Genomic DNA, 24,093 nt, shown 5'->3' with positions numbered 1-24,093 from the left:
ACATGAAACGTTCAGCCGCCGAGATCATCAGGGAGTATGGCCCCTTTCCGGATGTCGATGCCGTGCATGGCGTCACCTATGACGGCAAGCATGTCTGGTTCGCATCCGGCGACAAGTTGAACGCTGTCGATCCGGCCAGCGGCAAAATCACGCGCTCAATCGACGTCGCCGCGCATGCGGGAACGGCGTTCGACGGCCAGCACCTGTTCCAGATCGCCGAGGATCGCATCCAGAAGATTGATGCGGCCTCGGGCAAGGTTCTCAGCACCATTCCGGCGCCCGGCGGCGGCGGCGATTCCGGTCTTGCCTGGGCCGAGGGCTCGCTCTGGGTCGGACAATATCGCGAGCGCAAGATCCATCAGATCGATCCCGAAACGGGAAAGGTCCTCCGCACCATCGAGAGCAAGCGCTTCGTGACCGGCGTGACCTGGGTCGATGGCGAGCTCTGGCATGGCACCTGGGAAGGCGAGGAGAGCGATTTGCGGCGGATCAACCCTGAAACGGGCAAGGTGATCGAGCAACTCGACCTGCCCGCAGGGGCGATCGTGTCAGGGTTGGAGTCCGACGGCGGCGATCGCTTCTTCTGCGGCGGCGGCCCGCGCGGCAATGTGAGAGCGATCCGCCGTCCTCGGCGCAGCTAGCTCCGTCGTGATGACTTGAATGCGCGGTAACGGCGCGTTCGCAGCCGTTAACCTGTTCGCCCCAATTCCACCCCACCGGTGCGCTCTAGCGCCCTCCTCGCCCGCCCTGTAAAATCCCCGCCGGGGCGACTTGGGGGATTGATGCGACTCACGTTGAATTTGAAGACCATCCTGATCGGCGTCGCAGTGCTCGCGGCGTCGTTCTTCATCAGCCTGAAGGTAATGGATTTCCTGTCCCCGCGCGCGACGAATTCGACTTCGCCGGCCGTCGCGCAACTGCCGCCGCTGCCGCCCGCCTCGAAGAGCTCCATCGTGGTCGCGCCGGTCGCCATCGCGATTTCTGCGATCCGTGAGCAGGCGGAGAAGGCTGCTCCGCGCAATTTCGCCGGCAAGGCCGACAACCCGATCTCCCAGATCCTGGAGAACGCCGATATCGGCTGGTCCGCAGTGCGCGGGCCGATGGCAGCTAGCGGCGACAAGGACGTGCTGACGATCTCGACGCCACTCACTGGAAAGCTGAACGTGACGGGCTCGCTGTCGTCGAAAGCCACAGGCGCGCTTGGCGATGCGCTCGGCGGTGTGCTCGGCGGTGACGCGGCGAAACGGATCGGCGCGGTCAACATCAAGAACCTGAACGCCAGCGCCGAGATCAAGGGCAACGTCATCGTCACCTCGCGCCCGAAGCTCGCCGCTGCCTGGCATCTGGAGCCCAATCTCGGCGCCCAGGTCAATCTTGGCGACACCAACCTCAATGTCGCCGGCGCCAAGGTCAACGTGCCGGCGCAGGTGAAACCGCTGATCGACAAGAATGTCGGCGAGCAGATCAACGCCGTCTCCGAGCGCATTCGCAACGATCCATCGCTGCGCGAGAATGCGAAAGCGCAATGGGTCAAGGCCTGCCGCTCGATCCCCCTGCAAGGCTCGGGTTCATCGGCCGCGCTGCCGCCGCTCTGGCTGGAGATGAAGCCGGTGCGCGCGATCGCGGCGCAGCCGCGCGTCGACGCGCAGGCCGTGACGCTGCTGCTCGGCCTCGAAGCCGAGACACGCGTCACCTCGACGCCGACCAAGCCCGATTGTCCGTTCCCCGACAAGATCTCGATCGTGCCGCCGACCGGCACCGGCGTGAACATCGGCGTCCCGATCGACGTGCCCTTCACCGAGATCAACAAGCTGATCGCAGCGCAGATGGTCGGCCACACCTATCCTGAGGACGGCTCCGGCCCGGTCGACGTCACCGTCAAGAGCGCCAACGTCATCCCCTCCGGTGACCGGCTGCTGATCTCGCTTCTGGTCCGCGCCAAGGAGAAGAAGAGCTGGTTCGGCCTCGGTGCCGAGGCGACGGTGCACATCTGGGGCCGGCCGGTGCTCGACCAGGCGCAGCAGACGCTGCGGCTCACCGACATTCAGCTCGCGGTGGAATCCGAGGCCGCCTTCGGCCTGCTTGGCGCCGCTGCGCGCGCGGTCGTGCCGCAGATGCAGCAGGCGCTGCTGCAAAAGGCGACGCTCGATCTGAAGCCGATCGCCGCCAACGCGCGCGAGAAGATCGCGGCCGCAATCGCCGACTACCAGAAGACCGAGGATGGCCTCAAGGTCGATGCCAAGATCGACAGCCTGACTCTCGCCGACATCGCCTTCGATTCCAAGACCCTGCGCGTGGTCGCGGAAGCCGGCGGCTCGCTGAATGTGTATGTGACGAAGCTGTCGGGGATGTAGCGCGTCCCACTCACCGCAGGCCATCGCATATGACTTGTTGCGGCGGCCTGCGCGCACGCCTCGTCCTTCGAGACGGCGCTTACGCGCCTCCTCAGGATGAGGCTAATCAGCGTTAGTGCCCTTTGAAGCTGCAGCCGCGCGCTCCGCCCTCATCCTGTGAGGAGCCCGCCTCCAGCGGGCGTCTCGAAGGATGGCCGCAGGGAAAAGCTCTCAAATGCGTAGCCCGGCACTCACCGGGGGCCCGCGCGCCTCTTCGTCGCTTGCGCCGCTGGCATTCTCGCCGGAGGATGCTAAGCTACTTCTCGCACCTTCGGACGAGGTGATGACGGCACGGTAGGGGACAACGCGAGGACAACATGGAAGCCGGCATGGTCACACCCGCGCCGGCGCTGGTGCGTTTTTCCGGCATTCAGAAGACCTATGATGGCGAGCATCTCGTGGTGAAGAACCTCGATCTCGACATCAGGAAGGGCGAGTTCATCACTCTGCTCGGCCCGTCGGGCTCGGGTAAGACCACCACGCTGATGATGCTGGCCGGCTTCGAGGTTCCGACCTATGGCGAGATCTACCTCGCGGACCGCCCGATCAAGAACGTGCCGCCGCACAGGCGTGACATCGGCATGGTATTCCAGAACTACGCCCTGTTTCCGCACCTGACCATCGCGGAGAACATCGCCTTCCCCCTATCCGTTCGCAAGACGGACAAGGCGGACGTGCAGGAGCGCGTCAGCGCGGCGCTGCGCATGATCAAGATGGAAACCCTGGCGCACCGGCGGCCCGGGCAGCTGTCCGGCGGCCAGCAACAGCGCGTGGCGCTGGCCCGGGCGCTGGTCTTCAATCCGCAGCTCGTGCTGATGGACGAGCCGCTCGGCGCGCTCGACAAGCGCCTGCGCGAGCAGATGCAGCTGGAAATCAAGCAGCTGCACGAGAGGATGGGCATCACCATCGTCTACGTCACCCACGATCAGAGCGAAGCGCTCACCATGTCGGACCGCATCGCCGTGTTCAACGACGGCATCGTGCAGCAGATCGACAGGCCCGACGCACTGTATGAGCGTCCGGTCAACAGCTTCGTCGCCCACTTCATCGGTGAGAACAATGTGCTCGCCGGCACCGTCGAGACGGTCGAGAAGGACTATTGCCGCGTTGTGCTGGCCGGAGGCGGCGCCGTGACCGCGCGGGCTGTCAACATCTCAGGCGCGGGCGCATCGACCTCCCTGTCAGTGCGGCCCGAGCGTGTCGCCATTGTCCCGGATGGCACCTCAAGCGAAGGACCGAACCGGCTGCCGGCCAGAGTGCAGAACACAATCTATCTCGGCGACCACGCGCTGGCCGTGCTCGATGTCGCCGGCAACGGCGAGTTCATGGTCAAGCTTCAGCCGGGCGCGCACCACAGCCTGAGACATGGCAGCTTAAGACCTGGCGAAAGCGTCTTCATCACCTTCCGCCCCGAGGATTGCCTCGCGCTCGATCCCGTCTGATCCGAACCGGCATCGATCAACTTCAACGCAACACATGTAGAAGGAACAAGGACCATGCTGAAGCGCAAGATTGGCAAGATCGCTCTAGGGTTCGCCGCGGCGTTCAGCGCGAGCGCTGCGTTGGCGACAGTTGCGCAAGCGCGTGACCTCACCGTTGTGTCGTGGGGCGGTGCGTATCAGGATGCTCAGAAGAAAGTCTATTTCGAGCCGTTCAAGAAGGCGTCTGGCGTTGCGATGAACGATGAATCCTGGGACGGCGGCGTCGGCGTGTTGCGCGCCAAGGTGCAGGGTGGTGCCGCCACCTGGGACGTCGTCCAGGTCGAGAGCGACGAGCTCGCAGTCGGCTGCGAGGAAGGCCTGTTCGAGAAACTGGATTATTCCAAGATCGGCGGCGAAGCCGCCTATATCCCGCCGGCGGTCAATCCTTGCGGCGTCGGCGCCATCCTCTACGATTTCGTTCTCGGCTACGACAAGGACAAGCTCAAGGAGGCCCCCAAAGGCTGGGTCGACTTCTTCGATACCAAGAAGATTCCGGGCAAGCGCGCCCTGCGTCAGGGCCCGAAGACCACGCTGGAGATCGCCCTCATGGCCGACGGCGTCGCACCGAAGGACGTCTACAAGGTGCTGGCGACCGACGAAGGCGTCGATCGCGCCTTCAAGAAGCTCGACACCATCAAGGGCGACATCGTGTGGTGGAAGGCCGGCGCCCAGCCGCCGCAATTGCTCGCCTCCGGCGAGGTGGCGATGACCTCGGTCTATAATGGTCGCATCGACACCGCGAACAAGAACGAGAAGAAGAACTTTGGCATGGTGTGGGACGGAGCGCTTTTCACCCTCGACAGCTGGGTCATCCTGAAGGGCAGCCCAAACAAGGACGCGGCCTACAAGTTCCTCGACTTCGTCGGCAAGGCGGACAACCAGTCCAAACTGTCGGAGAACATCGCCTATGGCACCTCCAACAAGGACGCAGCCGGCAAGTTGCAGCCCGCCGTGCTGAAGGACCTGCCGACCGCGCCTGACAACATCAAGAACGCGGTCGAGATCAATGTCGGCTTCTGGCTCGAGAACATCGACCGCCTGACCGAGCGCTTCAACAAATGGGCGGCGAAATAGCGACCAATGACGAACGCGCTCCTGACCGGCGCCGATGCGTCGACCGAAGTGCCGCTCAAGCGCCGATTACGGCGCGCGGAGCGAACACGCCAGGTCAAGGCATTGGCGCTGGTGCTGCCGCTTCTCGTCTTCCTGCTCTTCACTTTCGCTGGGCCCATCGCCGGCATGCTGTGGCGCGCGGTCGATGACCGGGAGGTGCGCCAGGTTCTGCCGCAAACAATCGCTGCTCTCGCCGATTGGGACGGCAAGGACCTGCCCGACGAAAAGGCCTATGTCGCGCTGGCAAGCGACATCATGGCGGCGCGCGCCTCCGGCAGCATCGCTGTCGCGGCAAAACGGCTCAACTACGCGCTGAACGGCTTCCGCACGATCCTGACCAGCACGGCGCGCAATCTGAAGGCGGCTCCGGAGCCGGGCACGGCCAAGGAGACGTTGGGCAAGATCAACCCGGCCTGGCGTGAACGCGCGACATGGACGACGATCAAGGACGCCAGCGGTCCCATCACGGGCTTCTACCTTCTCGCCGCGCTCGACCTGACGCGGAACGCGGACGGCGCGATCGTCGCAGCCCCGCCGGATCAGGCCATCTACCGCGACGTTTTCGCCCGCACCTTCCTCATCAGCCTCGGTGTCACGGCACTCTGCCTGATCCTCGGCTTCCCGGTCGCCTACTTGCTGGCGACGCTGCCGCCGGCCCGCGCGAACCTGCTGATGATCTTCGTCCTGCTGCCGTTCTGGACGTCGCTTCTGGTCCGCACCTGCGCCTGGATCGTGCTGTTGCAGAGCAAGGGAATCGTGAACGACAGCCTGCACTGGCTCGGCATCATCGACGAGCCGCTGCGCCTGATCTACAATCGCTTCGGCGTCTGCGTGGCCATGACCCACGTTCTCCTGCCGTTCATGATCCTGCCGCTGTACAGCAGCATGAAGGCGATCTCGCCCGCTTACATGCGCGCCGCCGCCTCGCTCGGCGCGCCGCCCCTCATCGCTTTTCTGCGGATCTACCTGCCACAGACCTTGCCCGGTATCGGCGCCGGAAGCCTGCTCGTTTTCATCCTGGCGCTCGGTTACTACATCACACCGGCCCTCGTTGGCGGCGCCGCTGATCAGATGATCAGCTACTTCATCGCACTCTACACCACCGAGACGGCCAATTGGGGCCTTGCTTCAGCATTGGGCGCGGTGCTGCTGCTCGCCACTATTCTGCTCGCTCTCGTCTACGGCAAACTGGTGCAAGGACAGCAGGTCACGGGAGGCATGAAGAATTGAGCGACAATTCCTCCCTCCGCACGCCCAGCCAGCGCATCGCGTGGACCGCGACCATCATCGTCTCCACACTGGTGTTCATCTTCCTGATCGCGCCCATCCTTGCGATCATGCCGCTGTCCTTCAGCTCGGGCTCGTACCTGACCTATCCGCTGCCGGGCCTCTCCTTGCGCTGGTACGACGACTTCATCAATTCGCCACGCTGGATGAATTCCCTGAAGAACAGCATGATCATCGGCATCGCCTCGACGCTGCTGTCGATGGTCCTTGGCACGCTGGCCGCGCTGGGGCTGGCGCAGTGGAAGAACCGGTTCAAACCGCTCGTGCTGGCATTCGTGCTGTCGCCGGTCGTCGTGCCTGGTGTCATCACGGCGGTGGGCCTGTATTTCTTCTTCGCGCCGATCGGACTGACCGGCAGCTATCTCGGCCTGATCCTGGCCCACACCGCGCTGGCGACACCCTTCGTGGTGATCACGGTCGGGGCGACGTTGCAAAGCTTCGACACCAATCTGGCACGCGCCGCCGCCTCGCTCGGCGCCTCGCCAATCTACGCATTCCGCCGCGTGATCCTGCCGCTGATCCTGCCTGGCCTCGCGTCAGGCGCTCTGTTCGCCTTCGCAACCAGCTTCGACGAGGTGGTCATCGTGCTGTTCATGGCAGGTCCCGAGCAGCGCACCCTGCCGCGCGAGATGTTCAGCGGCATCCGCGAGAACATCAGCCCGACCATCACGGCCGCGGCGGTGATCTTGACGACGGTATCGATCATCCTCCTCGCCACCCTGGAGGCCTTGCGCCGGCGCAACGAACGGCTCAAGGGTGGCGGCGCGTGACTGGCAGCGCCGCATCAGGCGAGGTGAAACAGGACACGACAGCGCGCCCAGTGAAAACCGGGCGCGCTTCGTTTGGGCAGTTACGCGAGCCGCATTACTCCGAGTACTTGAACTCGGGCATGTTCTTCAGCTCGTCCTTGCTCGCGTTGAACACGGCGTGGTCGGGATACCATTTCGACGCGGGCGACGTTGTGGCCGTCGCCGTCTTGTCGGTACCGGTCGCTGCGCCGGTCGTCGTGGCCGGCCGACCGGGCGGGCTGGTGGCCGCTGTGCCGCTGTAGACGACGGGCTCGTTGACGAACTTCAGCTTCTCGTAGGGCACCGCAACCAGATGCTCGCCCATGCCGAGGAAGCCGCCGACGCCGATCACGGCGATCTTGATGTTACCGTTCTTGTCCATCAAGAGGTCGTTGATCGAGCCGATGTTCTCGTTGGCCTCGTTATAGACCTTCACGCCCGACATCTTCGATATTCGCCACTGGTCGGACGCGCTCGTCGTCGTGACGGTGGCCGCGGTCGGCGCCTTGTCGGTGGTGGCGGTCGGCGCTTGCGCGAACGCAGCGGTCGCCAGCAGTGCTGTGCCGGCAAGGCCGGCAACGATCGATTTCATCATGTTGTCCTCTCCTTCAACGAAAACCTTGTGTGGAGAAAACAGCGCTGATCACGCGCAGTTCCGTGCGCGCAGCAATTTCGTTGCGCAATGCGCGAGCGGAGAACTCACGAGGCTTGTTCCTGCGTCACTCAGGAACATTTTGCGATGCACGGTTCCCCGCCGACGATCATGCGCCCTGGGTGAAGCATGATCGCGGCGAGGACCGCGCCGACCTGACGTCGCCCAGGTCAGCTCTTGTAGTCGATCAGAAGGGCGGAAAAGCTCGAATTGCCGGTTGAGCTGCCATTGGCAGCATAGGACGATGCCGACGATTGCGATTGCTGGAGCGCCTGGAGGAATTGCTGGAGGATTTCCGCGGTCGTCGCGTCGGCTGACGTGCTGCCGGTCGGGTCCGTCGTCGACGAATCCGGCGAAGTGTCGTCCGGCGGCGGACCGGGCGGCGGGCCGCCCGCGCCACCGGGTTCGCCCGCGCCGCCGGGACCGTTGGCGAAGGCCGACTGAAACACGCCTTTCAGCTCATCGGCCTGGTCGGAGGTCAGCGTCCCGTTCGACACTTCGTTCGAGATGAGGTCGTCGATCTTCGACTGCATCTCCTCCTTGGAGGGACGCGTGCCGCCCGACTGACCGTCTGCCCGGCTCTGCTGGAGCGCGCTATCGATATCGGTCAGCGCCGTCGAGAGCGCGGACTGGTCCGACGACGAGATCGTGCCGGCGGAGACTTGCGATTGCAATTCCTGCTGCAGCCGCTGCAGCGGCGACTGGTGGCTGCCGGCGGAGGCCGCCGAAATCGAGGTCATGATGGCTCCGTGGTTGTTGCGGGGTTTCGTGGCGAACGGCGCCACGGTATGGTTAGCGGCCTTAATGAGATCTTGCCCTTCCGCTGCCCGTCATGTCCCGCCATTGCGACGGGACTTCTGGAAACACTCTGAAACAAAAATCTTCGCCATTTGGCCTGAATCTCGGACAAACAAAACGTATGGCCATTCCCAATCCCAACATCCTGGTCGTCGAGGACGATCGCGAAACACGGACGTTGATCGCGAAATACCTGCGCAACAACGCCTGCAACGTCACCGCCGTAAGCGATGGCCGCGAAATGGCGCGCGCCATGGCCGATCACCGCGTCGACCTCATCATTCTCGACGTCATGCTGCCGGGCGAAGACGGTCTCAGCCTGTGCCGCAAAGTGCGCGCCGAGTCGCAGACGCCGATCATCATGCTGACCGCGCGCGGCGAGGACGTCGATCGCATCGTCGGCCTCGAGATGGGCGCGGACGACTATCTGCCGAAGCCGTTCAATCCGCGCGAGCTGCTCGCCCGCATCAACGCGGTGCTGCGCCGCCAGGCCGCGGCGCAGGCGGCGAGCACGGTCGCGGGCGCCTCCACGCTCGCCTTCGAAGGCTGGCGCATCGATTTGCGACTGCGCGAATTGCGCAATCCCGAAGGCGCGCGCGTCGCGGTGACCAGCGCCGAGTTCGACCTCTTGCGCACATTCTGCGAACGGCCCGGCCGCGTGCTCTCGCGCGACAGCCTGCTCGACCTCACGCAAGGGCGCAACACCGGCTCGTTCGAGCGCTCCATCGACGTGCTGGTCAGCCGCATCCGCCGCAAGATCGAGCCCAATCCGGCCGATCCCACCCTCATCAAGACGGTGCGCTCCGGCGGCTATCTGTTCACGCCGAGAACTGAAGCGGTCGCGACGCCTCTGAGCGGCTGAGCGAGCGCCGACGATGAAGCCGCTCGGGTTCTTCCACCTCAAGGGGATCGGCGGGCAGATCGCCGCGCTGGTGCTGGCGTCGACCGTCGCGCTCCATCTCGTCGTCACCACCGCCTTCCTGATCAGCCGGCCGGACCGCTCGGATGCGCCGCCGGACGGCGCCCATCAATTGACCGATGCCGCGCTGCTGCTCGGCGCGGCCGAGCCCAGCGAGCGGCCGCGCCTCGTCGCCGATCTTGCGCGCGCCTTCCCCAGCCTCGGCATCGAAATGCTGGCGCCCGGCACCGCGGCAATCGTCGAGAAGGCCGACGGTCCGCACCTGCATGGGATGCGCCGTCATCTCGGCCGGGGTTTCAAGGCGGTGCAGCTTGCCTCGGACGGGAATGCGCGCCGCGTCGGCGTGCAATTGCCCGACGGGACCGTGATCGCCGGTCATGTCGATGGCGGCCCGCGGCCGTGGTTCTGGGGCGGACCCTGGCTGACCGCGTTGATGAGCGCCTTCATCTGCGTCACCGTGCTCGGCCTGTGGGCGGCGCGTGCGCTGACGAGGCCGCTGTCGTCCTTCGCGGAGGCCGCCGAGAATTTCAGTCTCGACGGCACCGCCGAGCCGCTGCCCGAGCGCGGCCCGGAAGAGATCCGCGCGGTGGCGCGCGCGCTCAACCGCATGCACGAGCGGATCGCGCGGCTGATGTCGGACCGCACACGGATGCTGGCCGCGATCAGCCACGATCTGCGCACGCCGATCACGCGGTTGCGGCTGCGTGCCGAGTTCATCGAGGACGAGGGCAACCGCAAACGCATGCTGATCGATCTCGACCAGATGCGCTCCATGCTGGAATCGGTGCTGTCGCTCCTGCGCAACGACCGCAAGGTCGAGGCGGTGACGCTGGTCGATGTCGCGAGCACGCTGCAGCTCGTCGCCGACCAGTTCGGCGACATGGGCCATGTCGTGCGCTACGACGGGCCGGCGTCCGCGACCGCCGCCGCGCGGCCCGACGATCTGCATCGCGGCGTCACGAACCTGGTCGAGAACGCGGTGCGGTTCGGCGCCGAAGTGACGATCCGCCTCGACGTCTCTGGCACCGCGCTCGTCATCGACGTCGAGGACGACGGCCCCGGCATTTCGGATGCACGCAAGCAGGAGATGCTGGAGCCGTTCGTGCGCGGCGACGACGCGCGCACCATGGACGAGTCCACCGGCTTCGGACTCGGCCTGTCGATCGCGCGCGCAATCGCGCTCGCCCATGGCGGCGAGCTGTCGCTGCACGACCGCAAGCCGCATGGCTTGATCGTGCGGATGCAATTGCCGGTCTGTCGGGAGCCGCGGCTCGCGGCGTGAGCGCCCCCTTACGCTGCGAGCGGCGGGTGCTCGATGGCCTCATGCGGGAAGATCGCCACCGCCTCGAAGCGATAATTGCAGGCGTGGCAGGTCCAGAGATAGGAGACACGTCCCTCACCCGGCTCGATCCAATCGGGCTGCGCGATCGGCGTGCCGCACTGGGCGCAAGGATTTTCTCTGGGAATGTCGCCGGTGTGTGCAGTGACCAGATCGGCTTTTGTCATGGCACCTCTCCCCATTTGCAGCGCTTGCATACTCGCTTTCGCAAGCCGGCACGAACAGACAGGCGTGCTGTCGCGAGCGGGGGGTCATCCGCCCCGTAGCGCAATTACGCCAGCTTTGAGTCGTAACGGCGGCATGGCAACGCAAAAACGTTAACGGCGGCGTTTGGTCACATCATCGCCGCGTTCGGGTCGCCTAAAGCATGATCCGGAAAAGTGCGCCGCGGTTTTCCGAACAGATCATGCTCGAACATAAGGCAGCCGGGCGCAGGCCACTTAAGGGACATCTGATGAAAATTTTACGCGTCGCTGCGCTGCTCGCGGCCGGATTGACGTTGCCGCAGGCCGCCTTTGCCGGGGAAGCCGAATACGCCGAGATGGTTGCAGCCCATGCCCGCGCCAATGGCGTGCCGGAGGCGCTGGTGCATCGCGTCATCATGCGCGAAAGCCGTTATCAGCCGCACCTTGTCGGCCGTGGCGGCACCATCGGGCTGATGCAGATCAAGCTCGCGACCGCCCGCGGGGTCGGCTACACCGGCGATGCCGCCGGCCTGCGCGATCCCAACACCAACCTCACTTATGCGGTCAAGTACCTCGCCGGCGCCTATCGCGCCGCCAATGGCGACTACGCCCGAGCCGTGCGTTATTTCGCGGGCGGCTATTACTATGCTGCAAAGCGCCAGCGCCAGGAGGCGATGCAGGTCGCCAATGCGGGCGAGACCTGGCTGGAGCCGAACGGCAATCCGCAGCCGATGTTCGGCACTGCGCCACGCCGCAAGTTGGCACAGGGCGTCCGCAACGCGCGGGCGCAGGCGCTGAAGTAGTTCGTGTCCCGGGCAAGCTGCGGCGCAAAAGCGCCGCGGCGCTGAACCGGGACCCAGCGCCCCACGCAAAAATGGGCCCCGGCTCTGCGACGCATCACGCCGCCAAGAGGCGGCGCGCTGCATCGCGTCCGGGGCACGTGCGGTTCCCGGTCAACACGCGTTGACCACCCCGCCTCGCTGGCATACATTAGACGCGTTCCGAGGGGTGCTCCGAGGAGGAGCTGAGATACCGCTAAATGGGCAATTCGGCCCAGGACCGCGGTGACCCTTTGAACCTGATCCGGGTCATGCCGGCGAAGGGACAGGGATGTACCAGACTACCAAGCGACCGGATTCACCGGTTTCCATCATCGGCGCAGGCATCGCAGGCGCCTGGCAGGCGCTGCTGTTCGCGCAGGCCGGGCACGCCGTCACCTTGCACGAGCGCGGTGACGCGGCGATGACGGATGCCACCAGCCATTGGGCCGGCGGCATGCTCGCGCCCTATTGCGAGGCCGAGGTCGCAGAACCCATCATCAGCCGATTGGGGCTTCGCTCCCTCGACATCTGGCGGCGCGAGCTGCCCGACACGCCTTTCAACGGCTCACTCGTCGTCTCCCATCCGCGCGAGCGCAACGATTTCGAACGCTTTGCGCGCATGACCGAGAATCACCGCCGGCTCGACGCCGCAGGCCTCGCCGAGCTCGAGCCGTCGCTGGAGGGCCGCTTCCGCGACGCGCTGTTCTTCCCGGCCGAGGGCCATGTCGAGCCGCGCCGCGTGCTGCCGAAGCTGCACGAGCGCATCCGCGCCGCCGGCGGCACCATCAAATTCTCCAGCGACGTCACCGCAAACGACCTCGCAAACCTGGATCCCGAGGGCATCGTGATCGACTGCCGCGGCATCAGTGCCCGCGACGAAGAGAGCGAGCTTCGCGGCGTCAAGGGCGAGATGATCCTGATCGAGAGCCACGAGGTGCAGCTGGCGCGCCCGGTGCGGCTGATCCATCCGCGCTGGCCGCTCTACGTGATCCCGCGCGAGAACGGGCTTTTCATGCTGGGCGCGACCTCGATCGAGGCGGAGGACACCGGCGTCAGCGTGCGCTCGGCGCTGGAGCTGCTCGGCGCAGCCTACACCGTGCATCCGGCCTTCGGCGAAGCGCGCATCGTCGAATTCGGCTCGGGGCTTCGTCCCGCCTATCCGGACAATCTGCCGCGCATCGGCATTCGCGACAGCAAGATCAGCGTCAACGGACTCTACCGCCACGGCTTCCTGCTCGCGCCGGCGCTCGCCGAGCTGACGCTTGCCTATGTCCAGCGCGGCCAGATCGACAATGAGGTGATGCAGTGCTTGTGATCGTCAACGGCGAGCAGCGCGAAGTGAATTCCGCGAGCGTCGGCGCGCTGCTCAGCGAGCTCGACTACGAGGGCACCCATTTCGCCATCGCGCTCAACTACGACGTCGTGCCGAAAAGCCGCTGGTCCGAGACCGCGCTCAACGCCGGCGACGAGATCGAGATCATCACGCCGCGGCAGGGAGGGTGAGGTGATGAAGGCATTCCAGCCGCGCGGTCCTCTTAACCTCTCCCCGCTTGCGGGGAGAGGTCGGATCGCACTTCGCGATCCGGGTGAGGGGGTACAGGTATCTCGGCATCGGTACGCGCGGAGAGAGCCCCTCACCCCAACCCTCTCCCCGCAAGAGCGGGGCGAGGGAGCAGACCGCAGCAAGCGGAGACACTGATGGTCAACTTCTACGGCAAAGCCTTCGCCTCCCGCCTGCTGATCGGCAGCGCGCTCTATCCCTCGCCGGCGATCATGCAGGACGCGATCCGCGCTTCCGGCTCGAACATCGTCACGGTGTCGCTGCGCCGTGAATCCGCCGGCGGCAAGACCGGGGACGCGTTCTGGAAGCTGATCCGCGAGCTCGACGTCACCGTGCTGCCGAACACCGCCGGCTGCCGCAGCGTGCGCGAGGCAGTGACCACCGCCAAGCTCGCGCGTGAATTGTTCGGCACCCCCTGGATCAAGCTCGAGGTCATCGCCGACAACGACACGCTGCAGCCCGACGTCGTCGGCCTGGTCGAGGCCGCCGCCATCCTGACCAAGGACGGCTTTGAAGTGTTCCCCTATTGCACCGAGGATCTCTCGGTCGCGAACCGCCTGGTCGATGCCGGTTGCAAGGTTGTGATGCCGTGGGCAGCTCCCATCGGCAGCGCCAAGGGCATCACCAATCGCGATGCGCTGCGGCTGCTGCGCGAACGCCTGCCCGACATCACACTGGTGGTCGACGCCGGCTTAGGAGCGCCCAGCCACGCCGCGCAGGCGCTCGAGCTCGGCTATGACGCCGTGCTGCTCAACACCGCCATCGCCAAAGCCGCCGATCCCGTCGCGATGGCCAATGCCTTCCGCTTGGGCATCGAGGCCGGCCGCACCGCATACGAAGCCGGGCTGATGAACGCCCGCGACTTCGCCTCCCCCTCCACCCCTGTCGTTGGGACCCCGTTCTGGCATGCCGTATCCTGATCGCTTCTATCCCGTCGTCGACAGCCTCAAATGGGTCGAGCGCCTGACCAAGCTTGGCGTCGGCACCATCCAGCTGCGCGCGAAAGAGCTGAACGACGCCGACGCGCTGCAGATCGTCACCGACGCGCTGGCGATCACCAAGGGCACGCAAGCCAAGCTGGTGGTGAACGACTACTGGCGTGCAGCGGTCGTCGCCGGCGCGAAGTACCTGCATCTCGGCCAGGAGGATCTGGCGGACGCCGACCTCAAGGCGATCCGCGAGGCTGGGCTCTCGCTCGGCATCTCCACCCATGACGACGAAGAGCTTGCGACCGCGCTCGCGGCAAAGCCGGATTACGTCGCGCTCGGCCCGATCTTCTTCACCACGCTCAAGTCGATGCGATTCGAGCCGCAGGGCATCCCGAAGATCACGGAATGGAAGCAGCGCATCGGCAACATCCCGCTGGTCGCGATCGGCGGCATCAAGTTCGAGCACGCCGCGGAAATCTTTGCCGCGGGTGCGGATTCGATTGCGGTGGTTTCCGATGTCACGCAAAACGCCGACCCCGATGCCCGGGTGCGGCAATGGCTGGACGGTTCAAAGGAGGCGGCGTGATGCATGTCCCGCTCTCTCCACCCGTCATTGCGAGGAGCCCTTGCGACGAAGCAATCCAGACTGTCTCCGCGGACGTATTTCCTGGATTGCTTCGCTACGCTCGCAATGACGGAGCAAGAACTCACCGCCGTCGCTCAAACGCACGCACGACAGAATTAAACCGGAGGATCCCATGAACATCCGCTCCAACCCCGATAAGACCGTTCCCGCCGTCACCACCGGCCCTCTCCCCTCCTCGCGAAAAATCTTCGCAACGCCCGACGCCGCGCCCGATCTGCGCGTGCCCTTGCGCGAGATCATCCTCTCCGAAGGCGCCGGCGAGCCCAACCTTCCCGTCTACGACACCTCCGGCCCCTACACCGACCCGTCCGTCACCATCGATGTCAACGCCGGCCTGCCCCGCAACCGCAAGCAATGGGTGCTGGAGCGCGGCGGCGTCGAGGAATATGAGGGCCGCCAGATCAAGCCGGAGGACAATGGCAGCGTCTCCACCGACAAGGCCGCCCGCGCCTTCTCGGCCTATCACAAGCCGCTGCGCGGCCTCGACGGTCACAAGATCACCCAGCTCGAATTCGCCCGGGCCGGGATCATCACCAAGGAGATGATCTACGTCGCCGAGCGCGAAAACCTTGGCCGCAAGCAGCAGCTCGAGCGCGCCGAAGCCGCCCTCGCCGACGGCGAGAGCTTTGGCGCCTCTGTGCCCGCCTTCATCACGCCGGAGTTCGTTCGCAGCGAGATCGCGCGCGGCCGCGCCATCATCCCCTCGAACATCAACCACAGCGAGCTCGAGCCGATGATCATCGGCCGCAACTTCCTGACCAAGATCAACGCCAATATCGGCAACTCGGCGGTGACCTCGTCGGTCGAGGAAGAGGTCGAGAAGATGGTGTGGGCGATCCGCTGGGGCGCCGACACCGTGATGGACCTCTCCACGGGGCGTAACATCCACACCACCCGCGAATGGATCCTGCGCAACTCGCCGGTGCCGATCGGCACCGTGCCGATCTACCAGGCGCTGGAGAAGTGCAACGGCGATCCCGTGAAGCTCACCTGGGAGCTCTACAAGGACACCTTGATCGAGCAGTGCGAGCAGGGCGTCGATTACTTCACCATCCACGCCGGCGTGCGCCTGCAATACATCCACCTCACCGCCAACCGCGTCACCGGCATCGTCAGCCGCGGCGGCTCGATCATGGCGAAGTGGTGCCTGGCGCATCACAAGGAGAGCTTCCTCTATACGCATTTCGACGAGATCTGCGACCTCATGCGCAAGTATGACGTCTCGTTCTCGCTCGGCGACGGCCTGCGTCCGGGCTCGATCGCGGACGCCAACGACCGCGCGCAGTTCGCGGAGCTGGAGACGCTCGGCGAACTCACCAAGATTGCGTGGGACAAGGGCTGCCAAGTCATGATCGAAGGTCCCGGCCACGTGCCGATGCACAAGATCAAGATCAACATGGACAAGCAGCTCAAGGAGTGCGGCGAAGCGCCGTTCTACACGCTTGGACCGCTGACCACCGACATCGCGCCGGGCTATGACCACATCACCTCGGGCATCGGCGCCGCCATGATCGGCTGGTTCGGCTGCGCCATGCTCTGCTACGTCACCCCGAAGGAGCATCTCGGCCTGCCCGATCGCAACGACGTCAAGACCGGCGTCATCACCTACAAGATCGCCGCCCACGCCGCCGACCTCGCCAAGGGCCACCCCGCAGCCCAACTGCGCGACGACGCCCTCTCCCGCGCGCGGTTCGAATTCCGCTGGACCGACCAGTTCAACCTCGGCCTCGATCCCGATACGGCGAAGAGCTTCCACGACGAGACCCTGCCGAAGGAAGCCCATAAGGTCGCGCATTTCTGCTCGATGTGCGGCCCAAAATTCTGCTCGATGAAGATCACGCAGGACGTGCGGGATTATGCCGCGACGCTGAACGATCCGAACAGCGTGGGGATGTCGATGCAGGGCACCGCCGAAGACGGCATGGCCATGATGAGCGAGAAGTTCAAGGAGATGGGAAGCAACGTTTATCTGGATGCGGAGAAGGTGAAGGAAAGCAATCGGGTGTTGTGAGGGCGTCTTGGTACAGGCTTTTGGGACGACAATTGTCGTCCCAAAAGTCGCAACACTATGCGAACAGTCCATGCGGTTTGAAGTATTGCCAGGACTACCACCTTACGGCCCGCCGGCCATATCGTTCACAGAACGTGGCGATAGCGAGTTTCGTGAAGGTTTGGTTGTTCGCTTCCATCCGAAGAGGTCCGACCCGTGGGTCGATAATTTCCTCGGTGGCATGTCCGATTGCACCAATGTGCTTGACCACCCCAACGGTACGGACGTGATCGTTATCGCTTGGGGCGAGACCTTTATTATCGATCCGGAGCACCGTGCCATTCGAGAGCACCTTGCAAGTGATACTCAGCGGGCAATTCCCGTACCGGCTCTTGGACTAACCGTTTTCCAAGGTCTCGTCGATTTCAGTGCTGTTCGGTCAGATAATTTGCAATGGAGGAGCCCGCGAATTTCGTGGGATAGTTTCCGCAATATCAATTTTCTTGAAACCAAACTTACTGGCGAAGCATGGACTCCGATCGGAGATGCCTGGGTGCCGTTCGCCCTCGATCTTCTGACTGGCCGCTGCACCGGCGCAATCTATGAAACGGACATAGCTCGGGCATTGCGCGCTACACCAAGAGCGGATCAATCGTAGCAAGCGTAGCCCGGATGAGCGTAGCGATATCCGGGATTGACAGCGAACCCACATATCGCTGACGCTCATGCGGGCTACAGTTGCAGATAGCTACGTGCCCGAAGCCACCCACCACCGCCTCCCCGACCAACTCCGTCCCAACCTCCGCCTCGTCTTCGTCGGCACCGCCGCCTCGACGCGCTCGGCCGAGCTCGGGCACTATTACGCCCATCCCGGCAACCGCTTCTGGCGCGCGATCCATGAGGCCGGGATCACGCCGCGGCGCTATCAGCCGGGCGAGTTCGCTTCGCTGATCGAGCTCGGGATCGGCTTCACTGATCTCTGCAAGACCGGCGCCGGGATGGATCACCAGATCGCGGCGGAGATGATCGACCTGCCCGGCTTCAGGGCGAAGATGGACAAGTACTGGCCGCGGACGATTGCGTTCACGAGCAAGAAGGCGGCGAGCTTGTTTTACGGCAGGCCGTCAGCTGCGATTGCGCTGGGGCGGCAGGCGCGCGATGCAAACCTGCCGGAGATCTTCGTGCTGCCGTCGCCGTCAGGGGCGGCGTCCGGGCATTGGACGCTGGAGCCGTGGCGCGAACTTGCAGCGTGGATTGGTCGCGCACGCTGAACGGCAACTCCCGGATCGCATCTGCTCTCGTGTCCCGGGCAAGCGTAGCGCAGACCCGGGACCCAGAAGCTCCGGCACGCGTTCGTCATGGGCCCCGGCTCTGCAGCGCATCACGCCGCAAGTGGCGGCGCGCTGCACTGCGTCCGGGGCACGCCACCACCGATATTTCGCACATAGTCTGTCGGAAAACCGCACCCGTCGTTCGTCCTCTGGAGACAATGCACGATCACCCCGGATCCCACATGCCTCCCACCATCACCGCATTCGAAACCTCGCCCGACCGCGGCAAGGGGCACGCGCGTGACATGCGCGTTCGCTGGGCGCTGGAAGAGGTCGGCCAGCCCTACGACGTTCGCCTCCTCTCGTTCGCAGCGATGAAGCAGCCGGCGCATCTTTCGCTGCATCCGTTCGGGCAGATTCCGACCTATGAGGACGGCGATCTCGCCCTGTTCGAGTCCGGCGCGATCGTGCTGCATATCGCCGAGCGTCATGCCGGGCTGTTGCCAGTCGAGGCGAACGCGAGGAGCCGCGCGATCGCGTGGATGTTCGCCGCACTCAGCACGGTGGAGCCGCCGATCGTCGAGCTTTCGATGGCCATGCTGTTCGAGCACGACAAGGGTTGGTACGCCGAGCGCCTGCCGATGCTGCAGGAGCGCGTTCGCCTCAGGCTCGGCGAACTGTCCCGCCGGCTTGGCAAAGCCCACTGGGTCGACGGTGCGTTCAGCGCCGGCGATCTCCTGATGGTGACCGTGCTGCGCCGGCTGAACACATCGGGCCTCTTGGACGAATACCCTGATATCGCCGCCTATGTCGCCCGTGGCGAGGCGCGGCCGGCTTTCAGGCGGGCTTTCGATGCGCAATTGGCGGTGTTCGAGGCCGCGTCACGTTCGTAGCCCGCGACGCTTGCAAGCCCGTTACTGCGGCGATACGACTTGAGGTGGAAGTCCCCGATATCAAGGGGCCGCATCAACCCGGGAACCAGCGCAATGAGCGACGATCTGACCGGCGTCTGGGACGGCAGCTACATCCAGCCGGGCGTCGGAATGATCACGTTCACGGCGACGCTGGTCGAGACGGCGGGCGCGCTCGGCGGGAGCGTCACCGAACCATGCATGATGCCGGACTGCCCGTTGAGCACGCACAACTCCTCGATTGCGGGTCATCGTTCTGGCAGCGCGGTCTCGTTCGTCAAGCACTACGAGCCGCCCGGCTACGGCTATGACCGTGTCACCTATGAGGGCACGGTGAACGCCGAGACGACCGAGATCGACGGACGCTGGCGCCTGCCAGGCCATTCAGGATCGTTCCTGATGATCCGCTCCAGCAAGCCCGCCCAGGCGGTAACGACCGAGACGCGCGCCAAGGAACCAACCCGCTGAAGGGCGCAACGATGCTGAGCCTCTACTCCTACCCAGAACTCTTCGGCGTCGCTGACAACAACGGCTACGGTCTCAAGGTCTACGCCTTCCTGAAGCTCGCGGGCGTGCCGTTCGTGCACGAGCACATCTTCGATGCTTCCGCCGCGCCGCGCGGGCAGCTGCCGTACGTCGTCGACGACGGCGAGACGATCGGCGACAGCGAGACCATCATCGCGCACGCGATCGCGAAATATCGCCTGACGATCGATGCCGGCTCGTCGTCGGAGCAGCGCCGCACCAACCATTTCCTTACGCGCATGCTGGACGATCTCTACTGGGTGATGTCGTATTCGCGCTGGAAGGACGAGCGCTTCTATCCGGCGTTCCGCGACGCCTTCATCGCGCAGCATCCGCAAGTGACTGCCGAAGGGTTCGAGAAGGCGAAGGCGTATAACGCGCAGCGCTATCATTTTCAGGGCATTGGCCGCTACACGCCCGAGCAGGCCTATGCGCGCGGGCTCGCTGACTTGCAGGTGCTGGCCGAGATCGTGCCGGCCGCCGGCTACGTGCATGGCGCCGCACCCACGAGCATCGATGCCGGCATCTACGGGTTTGTCGCCAACATCTACTTCTTTCCGATTCCGACGCCGCTCAAGGCGTTCGTCGATACGCACGCCAATCTCGTCGCGCATTGCGAGCGGATTCATGCGGCGGTCGGATCGTAGCCCGGATGAGCGAACGCGACATCCGGGACCAGAGTTGACCCGCATGTCGCTGTCGCTCATGCGGGCTACGCGTTAAGGGGAAGCGTTCTCCTACCGCATCGTGATAGCAAGCCCGCTGAGATCGGCATTCGCCATCAAGCCCACCTGCGTGCCCGACAGCTCCAGCACCGCGCCCTTCTGGTTGGTGAGCACGATGGCACGGGCGCCGGCGCCCACCGCAAGGCCGGCACCGGCGGCGCCATAGACGCCGGCGACGTCAGAGGGGCGGTTGATGTTGGAGACGCGGCCGCGCAGCACGGTCTTGGAGCCGCCGAATACGAGGCCGTAGTCGAGGCCGCCGGTGGAGAGCCCGTAAGTGCGGCCGCGGAAGTTGAGCACGCCGCTGCCTCCCGAGCCGCCGATGATCCAGCCCGCCTTGTATATCGTCAGCGTCACGAAGCCGCTGTCGGCCTGCGCCGCGGTCGAGAGGCCGGCCAGGGCGGCGATGGCGACGCACGCGGCACGGAAGGTGGATGCGATCTTCATGGGTGTCTCCGGGGGGCTATTTTTCAAGGGTGGAATCGAATCAGACGCTGCGAATCTATCCGATCGATCGCGGCGGCAACATGATTGCAGCGCTGCGCACGGCGGACAACCGCGCTCGCGGCGAGCACGATGCGCTCCCTCGCCCCGTTCTTACGGGGGAGAGGGTTGGGGTGAGGGGCTGCCTCCACAATCACGCTGCCAGACGGGCTCGCGGAGACTCCCCCTCACCCGGAATTTGCTCACGCAAATTCCGGCCTCTCCCCGCACGCGGGGAGAGGCGAACCACCGCGACTGCCGTCAGCATGCCATCCTGCCCCTGTTTTGCCCGACGGAGCAAGCGGATATTTCGTTCTTCCCGAATTTTCAAAAAAGCCCAATGATCTCTGCATGATCGCTACTGTGCATGGGGTTGTTTTCGCGTTTTTTGTTTGGAGCGGCCCTGTCCTGCCGCTACGCTCATGGGCCTTAGCCCTTCACCTGAGGTGAGCCCATGCCGATCCAACATTTCGCGCCCCCGCCGCACGTCAAGGCGCCGCCGCTGTCGTTTGCGACACGCGTCGGTGACCTCCTGTTCGTCTCCGGCATTCCCGGCTTCGATGCCAATGGCGCGCTGCCCGACGGTTTCGAGGCGCAGTTCGCCAACGTCGTCGTCAACATCAAGCGTGTGCTGGGCGAGGCCGGCGCCAGCACGCACGACCTCGTCAAGGTCAACGTGCTCCTGACCCGCGCCTCCGACGTCGCCGCCATGAACGCGCTCTATGCCGGCGCCTTCGGCCCGCCGCCCTACCCGGCGCGGACAACTTGCGTGGTGCACGCGCTGCCCGATCCGAAGATGCTGATCGAGATCGAGGCGGTCGCGTCACTGGTGAGATGAGCGTGTGGCTTGTCGGGCACGCAGCCAAACCAAATGCTCCGGGAGCAGCTGACATGTCCGTGAATGGCGGCTCCCCGGCTTGCAAAGGACCCGCTTTTACCGCACGAATTTCTCTGATCCCACTTCCCCGATAAGGAGATACTTCATGCGTCGCGTTCTCGCGCTCTGTGCCGTTGCCGGAATCGCTAATTCCGTGTTCGCCGTGCCCGCATCCGCGAAGGTCGGCTATTACGTGATCCGCTGGGACAACACCGGCATCTGCCAGGTCTGGAACGAGGACCTGCAGTACAAGCCATTCCAAATCGGGGTGTCGACCTACAAGGTCGTCAGCAAACCGTTGCCGACCTTCCAGCAGGCGTCCGACCTCCAGATCAAGATGCGCGCCGAGCGCCGCTGCACGCTCTGAGCTCCAGGCGAGAGATCGCGTTTCAAGGGCGGGTCGCGCGAGCGATCCGCCCTCGTCTGTTCGCGCGGGACCGCTCGTCCTCCGGCCGAAATCAGCCAATTCCAGCGCACGCCGTTTGAACCTGATCCGCGCAAGCAGCTACTCACATCTTGTCCGGGGCGCATCCCCCAAAGCGTCCCGCACCACCCCTCCCGTCATTGTCGGGAGGCGCATCACATCATTCATTTTGAGGAGCTGATCATGCGTCGTCTTTCCGTGCTGTGCGCTGCCGCCGGTCTTGCCGTCACTGCGTTCGCCGCTGCGAGCCCTGCCGAGGCCAGCTATCATCTGATCCGCTGGCACGACACCGGCTTCTGCCAGATCTGGGACGAGAGCATCCCGACCACGCCGTGGCCGGCCGGCTATCACCGCGCCAGCGCGACCGTGCCGACCTTCATCGACGCGCTCGCGGTGAAGGATTCCGCGCTGAAGAACGGCCACTGCACCTGGTAACCATTCGATCGGCGGACGAAGAGCCGGGTAAGGACTCGCATCCTTGCCCGGTTTTTTTCGAGAAGTCGTAGGGTGGGCAAAGCGAAGCGTGCCCACCAATTGCTTTGGTGAGAAAGATGGTGGGCACGGCGCTTCGCGTCTTTGCCCACCCTACGAGATGCGTCACGTGTCCTTGTGTGCGCCGGGATGGATCAGGATGTCGCGCGCGGCGGCGAGGTCGATGAAGGCTTCCGCGCTGCCGCCCTGGTCGGGGTGCAGGCCCTTGGCGGCACGGCGATAGGCCTGGTTGATGTCCTCGCAGGTGAGCTGCACGGCGAGCGGCAGGCCAAGCACCTTGCGGGCGCGATCCTCGCTGGACAATTGCTTCGGCATGGCGTTGCGGCGGCCGAAACGCGGGGCAGTCAGGTCGTGGACGACCTCAAGCACCACGCCGAGACGACGCTGGGCCGCCAGCGTCACGCCGTGATCGTCATTGTCCACGGCCTGGCGCAGCACCGGAAGCGCCTGCTCGGCGGCCTGTCGCAGCGTGACGTCGCTGCTCATCCGCGCGATCTCCGCCACGAGCCGGCCGGCCTCGGCCCAATCGGGCGAGTGCGCCGACCGCAGGCGTTCCAGAGCGAGTTTCCAGGAGTCGAGCCGTTCCATCATGGGCGCAACGTGTAGCAATGAAGATCAGTATGCCAAGGCCGCCGTTTCCGACCCCTTAATTTCGAGTTAGCTTTTCGTGAAACTTCGAAAAGAAATCGGGAGGAATATGTCATGGCCTTGCTCGCAAACCACATCGCCGTCGTCACGGGTGCCGGCTCCGGCATCGGCCGCGCGATCGCCGCCGGTTATGCGCGCGAGGGCGCGCAGGTCGTGCTGCTCGACCTCAACGCCGAGACGGTGGCAGAGGCCGCGCAGGAGATCCGGCAAGCCGGCGGCAAGGCCGAGAGCTTTCCGCTCGACGTGACCCGGCGCGAGGATTGCTTCGCGCTGGCGAAGCAGGTCGCCGACAAGGTCGGGCAGGTGTCGATCCTCGTCAACAATGCCGGCATCACCCGCCGCAACGCCTTCACCGCTGAGACCGAGACGGTGGCGAAGGACTGGAACGACATCATCTCGCTCAACCTCAACGGCGTCTTCAACATGACGCAGGCGTTCCTCGCTCCCTTGCGCGCCAGCAAGGGCCGCATCGTCAATATCGGCTCGATCCAGTCCTTCGTGCATCTGCGCACGCCGAGCTCGGCGGCCTACACCACCTCGAAACACGGCGTGCTCGGCTTCACCAAGGCGCTCGCGGTCGAGCTCGGCAAGGAAGGCGTGCGCGTCAACGCGATCGGACCGGGCTTCATCGAGACCAACATCAACGCCAATGTGCGCGCGACCAATCCGGCGCTGGTGCAGGCCTTCGTCGATCACACCCCGCTGGCGCGCACCGGCAAGCCCGAGGACATCGTGGGACCTGCGATCTTCCTCGCCTCGGATCTGTCGGCCTATGTCACGGGAACGATCGTGATGGTGGACGGCGGATATCGGACGGTGTGAAGGGACGACTCAG

The 24,093-nt window shown here is 64.8% G+C and carries 28 protein-coding genes and 1 riboswitch; of the genes, 23 read left to right on the top strand and 5 right to left on the bottom strand.

Going from position 1 to position 24,093, the window contains the following annotated elements:
• The first annotated feature begins 2 nt into the window (after window positions 1–2).
• From P6U29_RS12320 to P6U29_RS12295, 6 genes are all read left to right on the top strand, one after another.
• On the top strand, window positions 3–641 hold the full coding sequence (locus tag P6U29_RS12320; RefSeq protein ID WP_407117840.1) for a DUF5074 domain-containing protein: 639 nt from the start codon (window positions 3–5) through the stop codon (window positions 639–641).
• Between the two features lie 141 nt (window positions 642–782).
• Window positions 783–2,354: a DUF4403 family protein gene (locus tag P6U29_RS12315; RefSeq protein WP_407117839.1), complete on the top strand. Its 1,572-nt coding sequence runs from the start codon at window positions 783–785 to the stop codon at window positions 2,352–2,354.
• 356 nt (window positions 2,355–2,710) lie between these two features.
• Window positions 2,711–3,835, top strand: a complete 1,125-nt coding sequence (locus P6U29_RS12310) for an ABC transporter ATP-binding protein (RefSeq protein ID WP_407117838.1) — start codon at window positions 2,711–2,713, stop codon at window positions 3,833–3,835.
• Between the two features lie 54 nt (window positions 3,836–3,889).
• Window positions 3,890–4,948 (top strand): ABC transporter substrate-binding protein, encoded by a 1,059-nt coding sequence (locus P6U29_RS12305; protein ID WP_407117837.1) that lies wholly within the window; start codon window positions 3,890–3,892, stop codon window positions 4,946–4,948.
• Between the two features lie 6 nt (window positions 4,949–4,954).
• Window positions 4,955–6,217: an ABC transporter permease gene (locus P6U29_RS12300; RefSeq protein WP_407117836.1), complete on the top strand. Its 1,263-nt coding sequence runs from the start codon at window positions 4,955–4,957 to the stop codon at window positions 6,215–6,217.
• Window positions 6,214–7,044 (top strand): ABC transporter permease, encoded by an 831-nt coding sequence (locus P6U29_RS12295; protein ID WP_407117835.1) that lies wholly within the window; start codon window positions 6,214–6,216, stop codon window positions 7,042–7,044. Before P6U29_RS12300 ends, P6U29_RS12295 begins: the two co-directional genes overlap by 4 nt.
• A gap of 94 nt (window positions 7,045–7,138) precedes the next feature.
• Here the strand turns inward: P6U29_RS12295 and P6U29_RS12290 are convergent, their stop codons facing one another.
• Together P6U29_RS12290 and P6U29_RS12285 are read right to left on the bottom strand one after the other, a co-directional pair.
• A complete protein-coding gene (locus P6U29_RS12290; RefSeq protein WP_407117834.1) occupies window positions 7,139–7,657 on the bottom strand; it encodes a PRC-barrel domain-containing protein in 519 nt (172 codons plus the stop codon).
• 227 nt (window positions 7,658–7,884) lie between these two features.
• Window positions 7,885–8,454, bottom strand: a complete 570-nt coding sequence (locus tag P6U29_RS12285) for a hypothetical protein (protein ID WP_407117833.1) — start codon at window positions 8,452–8,454, stop codon at window positions 7,885–7,887.
• Window positions 8,455–8,633: 179 nt separating this feature from the next.
• Here P6U29_RS12285 and P6U29_RS12280 point away from each other — a divergent pair, with 179 nt between their 5' ends.
• Window positions 8,634–9,374, top strand: coding sequence for a response regulator (locus P6U29_RS12280; RefSeq protein ID WP_407117832.1), 741 nt, complete (start codon window positions 8,634–8,636; stop codon window positions 9,372–9,374).
• Between the two features lie 13 nt (window positions 9,375–9,387).
• A complete protein-coding gene (locus P6U29_RS12275; protein WP_407117831.1) occupies window positions 9,388–10,713 on the top strand; it encodes an ATP-binding protein in 1,326 nt (441 codons plus the stop codon).
• An 8-nt stretch (window positions 10,714–10,721) separates the two neighbouring features.
• On the opposite strand, the gene P6U29_RS12270 is transcribed toward P6U29_RS12275, so the two are convergent.
• Complete coding sequence (locus tag P6U29_RS12270) at window positions 10,722–10,937, bottom strand: hypothetical protein (protein ID WP_407117830.1); 216 nt, start codon at window positions 10,935–10,937, stop codon at window positions 10,722–10,724.
• 287 nt (window positions 10,938–11,224) lie between these two features.
• Between P6U29_RS12270 and P6U29_RS12265 the strand changes: the two genes are divergently transcribed.
• From P6U29_RS12265 to P6U29_RS12215, 11 genes are all read left to right on the top strand, one after another.
• Window positions 11,225–11,758 carry a transglycosylase SLT domain-containing protein gene (locus P6U29_RS12265; protein WP_407117829.1) on the top strand — a complete coding sequence of 178 codons (534 nt, stop codon included), beginning with the start codon at window positions 11,225–11,227 and terminating at the stop codon, window positions 11,756–11,758.
• Between the two features lie 191 nt (window positions 11,759–11,949).
• Window positions 11,950–12,078, top strand: a riboswitch (TPP riboswitch).
• On the top strand, window positions 12,066–13,091 hold the full coding sequence (locus tag P6U29_RS12260; RefSeq protein ID WP_407117828.1) for an FAD-dependent oxidoreductase: 1,026 nt from the start codon (window positions 12,066–12,068) through the stop codon (window positions 13,089–13,091). (Overlaps the previous riboswitch by 13 nt.)
• Entirely contained in the window at window positions 13,082–13,279 is a 198-nt protein-coding gene (thiS, locus tag P6U29_RS12255; protein ID WP_407117827.1) for a sulfur carrier protein ThiS, read from the top strand. The genes P6U29_RS12260 and thiS overlap by 10 nt, the downstream gene beginning before the upstream one ends.
• A 195-nt stretch (window positions 13,280–13,474) precedes the next feature.
• Window positions 13,475–14,257 carry a thiazole synthase gene (locus tag P6U29_RS12250; RefSeq protein WP_407117826.1) on the top strand — a complete coding sequence of 261 codons (783 nt, stop codon included), beginning with the start codon at window positions 13,475–13,477 and terminating at the stop codon, window positions 14,255–14,257.
• Complete coding sequence (locus P6U29_RS12245) at window positions 14,244–14,852, top strand: thiamine phosphate synthase (RefSeq protein ID WP_407117825.1); 609 nt, start codon at window positions 14,244–14,246, stop codon at window positions 14,850–14,852. The genes P6U29_RS12250 and P6U29_RS12245 overlap by 14 nt, the downstream gene beginning before the upstream one ends.
• Before the next feature lie 172 nt (window positions 14,853–15,024).
• Window positions 15,025–16,923, top strand: a complete 1,899-nt coding sequence (gene thiC / locus P6U29_RS12240) for a phosphomethylpyrimidine synthase ThiC (RefSeq protein ID WP_407117824.1) — start codon at window positions 15,025–15,027, stop codon at window positions 16,921–16,923.
• Window positions 16,924–16,993: 70 nt separating this feature from the next.
• Window positions 16,994–17,560 carry a hypothetical protein gene (locus P6U29_RS12235; RefSeq protein WP_407117823.1) on the top strand — a complete coding sequence of 189 codons (567 nt, stop codon included), beginning with the start codon at window positions 16,994–16,996 and terminating at the stop codon, window positions 17,558–17,560.
• Between the two features lie 67 nt (window positions 17,561–17,627).
• Window positions 17,628–18,173: a mismatch-specific DNA-glycosylase gene (locus P6U29_RS12230; RefSeq protein ID WP_407117822.1), complete on the top strand. Its 546-nt coding sequence runs from the start codon at window positions 17,628–17,630 to the stop codon at window positions 18,171–18,173.
• Window positions 18,174–18,415: 242 nt separating this feature from the next.
• Window positions 18,416–19,066: a glutathione S-transferase family protein gene (locus P6U29_RS12225; protein WP_407117821.1), complete on the top strand. Its 651-nt coding sequence runs from the start codon at window positions 18,416–18,418 to the stop codon at window positions 19,064–19,066.
• A gap of 93 nt (window positions 19,067–19,159) precedes the next feature.
• The gene (locus P6U29_RS12220) at window positions 19,160–19,552 is read left to right on the top strand and encodes a hypothetical protein (protein WP_407117820.1); all 393 of its coding nucleotides are present in this window, start codon (window positions 19,160–19,162) and stop codon (window positions 19,550–19,552) included.
• 11 nt (window positions 19,553–19,563) lie between these two features.
• Complete coding sequence (locus P6U29_RS12215) at window positions 19,564–20,256, top strand: glutathione S-transferase family protein (RefSeq protein ID WP_407117819.1); 693 nt, start codon at window positions 19,564–19,566, stop codon at window positions 20,254–20,256.
• Window positions 20,257–20,346: 90 nt separating this feature from the next.
• On the opposite strand, the gene P6U29_RS12210 is transcribed toward P6U29_RS12215, so the two are convergent.
• Window positions 20,347–20,781, bottom strand: coding sequence for a hypothetical protein (locus P6U29_RS12210; RefSeq protein ID WP_027572634.1), 435 nt, complete (start codon window positions 20,779–20,781; stop codon window positions 20,347–20,349).
• A 490-nt stretch (window positions 20,782–21,271) separates the two neighbouring features.
• Here P6U29_RS12210 and P6U29_RS12205 point away from each other — a divergent pair, with 490 nt between their 5' ends.
• The 3 genes from P6U29_RS12205 (at window position 21,272) to P6U29_RS12195 (ending at window position 22,553) form a co-directional block, all read left to right on the top strand.
• Window positions 21,272–21,655, top strand: coding sequence for a RidA family protein (locus P6U29_RS12205; RefSeq protein WP_407117818.1), 384 nt, complete (start codon window positions 21,272–21,274; stop codon window positions 21,653–21,655).
• Between the two features lie 145 nt (window positions 21,656–21,800).
• Window positions 21,801–22,061 carry a hypothetical protein gene (locus P6U29_RS12200; RefSeq protein WP_407117817.1) on the top strand — a complete coding sequence of 87 codons (261 nt, stop codon included), beginning with the start codon at window positions 21,801–21,803 and terminating at the stop codon, window positions 22,059–22,061.
• Window positions 22,062–22,301: 240 nt separating this feature from the next.
• The gene (locus P6U29_RS12195; protein WP_407117816.1) at window positions 22,302–22,553 is read left to right on the top strand and encodes a hypothetical protein; all 252 of its coding nucleotides are present in this window, start codon (window positions 22,302–22,304) and stop codon (window positions 22,551–22,553) included.
• A gap of 162 nt (window positions 22,554–22,715) precedes the next feature.
• On the opposite strand, the gene P6U29_RS12190 is transcribed toward P6U29_RS12195, so the two are convergent.
• Window positions 22,716–23,201 carry a J domain-containing protein gene (locus P6U29_RS12190; RefSeq protein ID WP_407117815.1) on the bottom strand — a complete coding sequence of 162 codons (486 nt, stop codon included), beginning with the start codon at window positions 23,199–23,201 and terminating at the stop codon, window positions 22,716–22,718.
• A 111-nt stretch (window positions 23,202–23,312) separates the two neighbouring features.
• On the opposite strand from P6U29_RS12190, the gene P6U29_RS12185 reads away from it, so the two are divergent.
• Window positions 23,313–24,080, top strand: coding sequence for an SDR family NAD(P)-dependent oxidoreductase (locus P6U29_RS12185; protein ID WP_407117814.1), 768 nt, complete (start codon window positions 23,313–23,315; stop codon window positions 24,078–24,080).
• Window positions 24,081–24,093 lie beyond the last annotated feature (13 nt).

Source organism: Bradyrhizobium sp. LMG 9283, from assembly GCF_045571415.1.
Taxonomy (GTDB): Bacteria; Pseudomonadota; Alphaproteobacteria; order Rhizobiales; family Xanthobacteraceae; genus Bradyrhizobium.
Note: the sequence above shows the minus strand (reverse complement) of the source record. Positions and strands in the feature narration are given on the sequence as shown.

What these genes read in the sequence shown, in the direction of transcription:
- P6U29_RS12310 (WP_407117838.1), top strand. Translation starts at nt 2,711, where the DNA reads ATGGAAGCCGGCATGGTCACACCCGCGCCGGCGCTGGTGCGTTTTTCC.
- P6U29_RS12290 (WP_407117834.1), bottom strand. Translation starts at nt 7,657, where the DNA reads ATGATGAAATCGATCGTTGCCGGCCTTGCCGGCACAGCACTGCTGGCG.
- thiC (WP_407117824.1), top strand. Translation starts at nt 15,025, where the DNA reads ATGAACATCCGCTCCAACCCCGATAAGACCGTTCCCGCCGTCACCACC.
- P6U29_RS12230 (WP_407117822.1), top strand. Translation starts at nt 17,628, where the DNA reads ATGCGGGCTACAGTTGCAGATAGCTACGTGCCCGAAGCCACCCACCAC.
- P6U29_RS12265 (WP_407117829.1), top strand. Translation starts at nt 11,225, where the DNA reads ATGAAAATTTTACGCGTCGCTGCGCTGCTCGCGGCCGGATTGACGTTG.
- P6U29_RS12210 (WP_027572634.1), bottom strand. Translation starts at nt 20,781, where the DNA reads ATGAAGATCGCATCCACCTTCCGTGCCGCGTGCGTCGCCATCGCCGCC.
- P6U29_RS12305 (WP_407117837.1), top strand. Translation starts at nt 3,890, where the DNA reads ATGCTGAAGCGCAAGATTGGCAAGATCGCTCTAGGGTTCGCCGCGGCG.
- P6U29_RS12320 (WP_407117840.1), top strand. Translation starts at nt 3, where the DNA reads ATGAAACGTTCAGCCGCCGAGATCATCAGGGAGTATGGCCCCTTTCCG.
- P6U29_RS12215 (WP_407117819.1), top strand. Translation starts at nt 19,564, where the DNA reads ATGCTGAGCCTCTACTCCTACCCAGAACTCTTCGGCGTCGCTGACAAC.
- P6U29_RS12270 (WP_407117830.1), bottom strand. Translation starts at nt 10,937, where the DNA reads ATGACAAAAGCCGATCTGGTCACTGCACACACCGGCGACATTCCCAGA.
- P6U29_RS12235 (WP_407117823.1), top strand. Translation starts at nt 16,994, where the DNA reads ATGCGGTTTGAAGTATTGCCAGGACTACCACCTTACGGCCCGCCGGCC.
- P6U29_RS12285 (WP_407117833.1), bottom strand. Translation starts at nt 8,454, where the DNA reads ATGACCTCGATTTCGGCGGCCTCCGCCGGCAGCCACCAGTCGCCGCTG.
- P6U29_RS12205 (WP_407117818.1), top strand. Translation starts at nt 21,272, where the DNA reads ATGCCGATCCAACATTTCGCGCCCCCGCCGCACGTCAAGGCGCCGCCG.
- P6U29_RS12300 (WP_407117836.1), top strand. Translation starts at nt 4,955, where the DNA reads ATGACGAACGCGCTCCTGACCGGCGCCGATGCGTCGACCGAAGTGCCG.
- P6U29_RS12225 (WP_407117821.1), top strand. Translation starts at nt 18,416, where the DNA reads ATGCCTCCCACCATCACCGCATTCGAAACCTCGCCCGACCGCGGCAAG.
- P6U29_RS12190 (WP_407117815.1), bottom strand. Translation starts at nt 23,201, where the DNA reads ATGATGGAACGGCTCGACTCCTGGAAACTCGCTCTGGAACGCCTGCGG.
- P6U29_RS12200 (WP_407117817.1), top strand. Translation starts at nt 21,801, where the DNA reads ATGCGTCGCGTTCTCGCGCTCTGTGCCGTTGCCGGAATCGCTAATTCC.
- P6U29_RS12245 (WP_407117825.1), top strand. Translation starts at nt 14,244, where the DNA reads ATGCCGTATCCTGATCGCTTCTATCCCGTCGTCGACAGCCTCAAATGG.
- P6U29_RS12315 (WP_407117839.1), top strand. Translation starts at nt 783, where the DNA reads ATGCGACTCACGTTGAATTTGAAGACCATCCTGATCGGCGTCGCAGTG.
- P6U29_RS12250 (WP_407117826.1), top strand. Translation starts at nt 13,475, where the DNA reads ATGGTCAACTTCTACGGCAAAGCCTTCGCCTCCCGCCTGCTGATCGGC.
- P6U29_RS12275 (WP_407117831.1), top strand. Translation starts at nt 9,388, where the DNA reads ATGAAGCCGCTCGGGTTCTTCCACCTCAAGGGGATCGGCGGGCAGATC.
- P6U29_RS12260 (WP_407117828.1), top strand. Translation starts at nt 12,066, where the DNA reads ATGTACCAGACTACCAAGCGACCGGATTCACCGGTTTCCATCATCGGC.
- P6U29_RS12195 (WP_407117816.1), top strand. Translation starts at nt 22,302, where the DNA reads ATGCGTCGTCTTTCCGTGCTGTGCGCTGCCGCCGGTCTTGCCGTCACT.
- P6U29_RS12280 (WP_407117832.1), top strand. Translation starts at nt 8,634, where the DNA reads ATGGCCATTCCCAATCCCAACATCCTGGTCGTCGAGGACGATCGCGAA.
- P6U29_RS12185 (WP_407117814.1), top strand. Translation starts at nt 23,313, where the DNA reads ATGGCCTTGCTCGCAAACCACATCGCCGTCGTCACGGGTGCCGGCTCC.
- P6U29_RS12220 (WP_407117820.1), top strand. Translation starts at nt 19,160, where the DNA reads ATGAGCGACGATCTGACCGGCGTCTGGGACGGCAGCTACATCCAGCCG.